Genomic DNA, 3,800 nt, shown 5'->3' with positions numbered 1-3,800 from the left:
TGAAGAGGTCTATCTCTGCCCCCACTGCAAAGAAGAGATCAGGAGACGGGATCTCTGGAAGAAGTGAACGTTTCGGATCTCTCTGTTCATCTTCTTTTTGAAGAATCACGTATCGCCTGCCTGTATATGGGATCAGGATGGATCGAATACGCTTTTTCATACGATATGGTCGCTTCATCCAAACGATCAAGCGCAACGAGAGCCTGCACTCTTCCTTCCATACATCAACAGCACCCGGATCATTTCTCAAGAGCAGAGCAGAGGACAGGATAGCTTTACACTCATTGGTAAAAATCGAGGGAAGCTCCTGCTTTTCATTGGGATCCCCGTCTGAGTGCCTTTTCCGACTGGAAATTTTCTCCAGGATATCCATTGAGATTCAGTCCATCAAGCTATCCGGTATACATATACAAGCCGTACTATCTTCAAACAAGATAGTGATTATATCCAAATACTGTGTAGAGGATATGGAAAGCTTATATATAAGATATAATGGATAGGCTATGTAAGGTGTCATTATGTCAATCAGCACATGTGCATCAGGATCCTTTGCATATGCTCAGGAAGCAGTGTGGGGGAAGTGGAAGCAGTGGATACTGCTTGTTGTAGCGTATCTGATAACAACCATTACATTGTACCTTGTCCCGGTATTCAACGGGTACCTCGTCTCTGTTCTTTCGGGGAAAGTTCCGGCACCCGAAGTTGAAGACTGGGGTAAACTCTTTGTGGATGGCTGGAAACTGAATATTGTTACCTTAATCTATATGCTCCCGGTGATCATCATTCTGATCATCTTCGGTGCGGCAACACTGCCGTTTGTTATAGCCGGTGCAGCAATGGGAGATATGACCGGGGTTGTACCCGATCAGTACATCCTGGGTGCTGTTCTTGAACTTATGGCAGCATTTCTCATTGCAATGGTCGTTCTCATCATCATCTCCTTCATCGCCTATACTGGTGTTGTCAGGTTCGCAAAGACAGGAAGTATCGGTGAAGCCTTCAATTTCGGGGCGATATTTGTGCATATCGGAGATATTGGATGGCTGAATTATATCTTCGCAGTCATCGCCCTCTGGGTGATAATCTGCGTCTTTGCCTTTGTTATCGGTATTCTGAGTGCGATTCCATTCCTTGGGTGGCTCATCAGCCTCTTCCTTGCACCACCACTCTCGCTCTTCACATGGAGATATGTGACGATGCTATACGAGAATGCTGCATAGGAGCATGTATCTCCTCTTTTTTTGAATCGGGTGAGCGACGAAATGCATACCGAACAATCCGGTTCGAGTATCTGAAATATAACCTGAAAGAAATATCTGCGGATAAAAAAGGTCTTCTGGCAGTTCAACCAAACTATCACTAGTATGCAGTTCTGCTTCTCAGATCGATATAAAAAAACTCCCGGATCCTTCCTCGACGAGCTTTTCCGGGTATCGAGGGACCCTGCAATAATCTCGTTTGCCGGTGGTCTTCCGGATACAACTCTCATCGACCTTGAGGGGATACGGAAGGCGACTATCGCTGTCCTCGAAGATGAGGGGAGATCAGCCCTCCAATATACGACCACCGACGGGTACCTCCCTCTGCGTGAGTACATTGCAGATCGCTACCGGTCACGTCTCGGCATTCCTGCAACACCTGCTGAGATACAGATCGTCAACGGCTCCCAGCAATGCCTCGATATCATGGGGAAGATCTTCATCTCCAAAGGTTCTCATATTGGGATGGAAGCACCAGGTTACCTCGGAGCCATCGATGCATTCTCCCTGTACGAACCAAGAATCCATACCGTGCCTCTGATCGAAGGAGGTCCTGATCCTGATATCTTTGAAGCACTGGTCAAAAGAGAGAGGCTCTCCTTCTTTTATGGGATTCCAAACAGCCAGAACCCCTCCGGCACTACGTATTCGGACGACCGCAGACGACATCTTGCAGAGGTCTTAGCGGGATCGGACTGTGCGTTCTTTGAGGATGATGCATTTGGCGAGCTCTTCTTCGATGGCAAAGCCCACCCACCTATGAAGCGATATCTTCCTGAACAGACGGTAATCTCGGGATCGTTCTCGAAGATCATCGCACCCGGACTTCGGATCGGCTGGATTTTTGCACCAGCGCCGGTTCTGAAGCGGTTTAACCATGCAAAACAGGCAGCTGATCTTCACTCAAACCTCTTCTCCCAGATGATCCTGACCCGGTACCTCCGTGACAACAGCCTTGACGACCATATCAGCAGAATAACCAGCGTCTATAAAGAGAAGTGCCGTCTTGTCTGCGAACATCTCGACGCACTCGGTCTTGCCCATACAAACCCTGAAGGGGGCATGTTCCTGATGGCAACCCTTCCGGAAGGAATTTCGTCGATGCACCTCTTTGAAGAGGGGGTCAGAGAAGGGATTGCTATCCTTCCGGGTGTTCCATTTTATCCGGCGGGAGGAGGGGAGGAGACCATCAGGATCAACTTCTCAAGCCCTTCGGTTGAGGAGATAGAGGTAGGTATGGAACGCCTCTCAAAGACTCTCCATGCCATAAGGGGCAGGATACCACATTCATAGAACGTATCACGATACAAGAGGCATTCCCCCTGATCATCTTCAGGGAAGATGCCTTCTGATCCCAACGGACTGAAAGAGGATTATCGCAGTTACGCCGAGCACGATCAGAAAAATCACTGAAAAAGCCTCTTCTCCCGGATAGATGGTGAGGGCGGCACCGGCAACGATCGGCCCTATCGCGCCGCCGATGCTCTGGATAGTATGGAGAAATGCACTTGCTGTCGCTGTCTGTCCGGGGGGTGCTGATGCAACTGCAATCATGTTGTCTATGGTGAGAAGGATCGACATCCCGGCAGAGAAGATCATCCAGATGCAGACGACGAGGAGGGGGGTGAGAGGGAAGAGGAAGAAGATCCCACAGCCGACAAGGAGCGCAATCGAACCGAAGACGAATGGTAAGACCACACCTTTTTTTCCAACTATATACCCTGCAAGAGGACCTGAGACCATATCCATTAGTGATCCCGGCATCAGAAGAATCCCGACATAGACGATTGCAAGGGCAAGGCCGGCAGGGGATGCGATCAGGTACGGCATCACCTGGAGAAGGATGAAGAAAGAGAAGACGACGAGAAACGCGTTTATAGTAATGGCTGGAAAAGGTGCCTCGCGGATCATACCGATGTCAAGGAGAGGCAACGCCACCCTCTTCTCATGCCGAAGAAAGAGGATAAGTGAGATAATCGAGATGGATAGGCAGATCCAGACGAACGGGTGTCTGATCCCGGCCAGGCCCATCTGTGTTAATGCGAGCATACCGAAGAGGATCGAGGCGGCAAACAGTGCCATCCCGGTGAGATCGATCTTCCCTTTTAACACTCCCTCCTTTTTTGGGAGGATAAACCATGCAGATATGATCAGTGCCATAACAAAGGGGGTCATGACCAGAAAACATGCACGCCATCCACTATGTTCGATGATGAACGCCCCCGTCATAATTCCAAGGAAACTCCCAGCACCGTAGGTGGCGGCAAGAACTCCAATGCCTGTTGAAACCCATTCCGGTGGTGTCTCCTCTGCAACGAGGGCATAGGCGAGAGGAGCAACTGCAAGTCCGACACCCTGAAGCATCCGGGAGAGGAGGAGAGTCAGCATATCCGGAGCAAAGCCCCCGAGGAGGACACCTGCACCATAGACCAGAAGACAGATGAGAATAACCCGTCGTTTTCCAATGATATCGCCAAGGGACCCGACAGCAAGGAGGATCACTGCTCCTACAAGCATCACGGTTGGAAGGATCCATGCGGT

The 3,800-nt window shown here is 49.9% G+C and carries 3 protein-coding genes; 2 read left to right on the top strand and 1 reads right to left on the bottom strand.

Going from position 1 to position 3,800, the window contains the following annotated elements:
- Window positions 1-518: 518 nt before the first annotated feature.
- Together Q7V06_RS03315 and Q7V06_RS03310 are read left to right on the top strand one after the other, a co-directional pair.
- Window positions 519-1,220 carry a DUF4013 domain-containing protein gene (locus Q7V06_RS03315; RefSeq protein WP_304838056.1) on the top strand — a complete coding sequence of 234 codons (702 nt, stop codon included), beginning with the start codon at window positions 519-521 and terminating at the stop codon, window positions 1,218-1,220.
- A 144-nt stretch (window positions 1,221-1,364) separates the two neighbouring features.
- Window positions 1,365-2,552, top strand: coding sequence for a PLP-dependent aminotransferase family protein (locus Q7V06_RS03310; RefSeq protein WP_304838053.1), 1,188 nt, complete (start codon window positions 1,365-1,367; stop codon window positions 2,550-2,552).
- A gap of 39 nt (window positions 2,553-2,591) precedes the next feature.
- Here the strand turns inward: Q7V06_RS03310 and Q7V06_RS03305 are convergent.
- Window positions 2,592-3,800: MFS transporter (locus Q7V06_RS03305; RefSeq protein WP_304838050.1), on the bottom strand; the 1,209-nt coding region annotated here is incomplete at its 5' end.

This window comes from Methanocalculus sp. (assembly GCF_030651615.1).
GTDB lineage: Archaea > Halobacteriota > Methanomicrobia > Methanomicrobiales > Methanocorpusculaceae > Methanocalculus.
The sequence above is the reverse complement of the archived record's forward strand: the minus strand, read 5'-3'. Positions and strand labels throughout refer to the sequence as shown.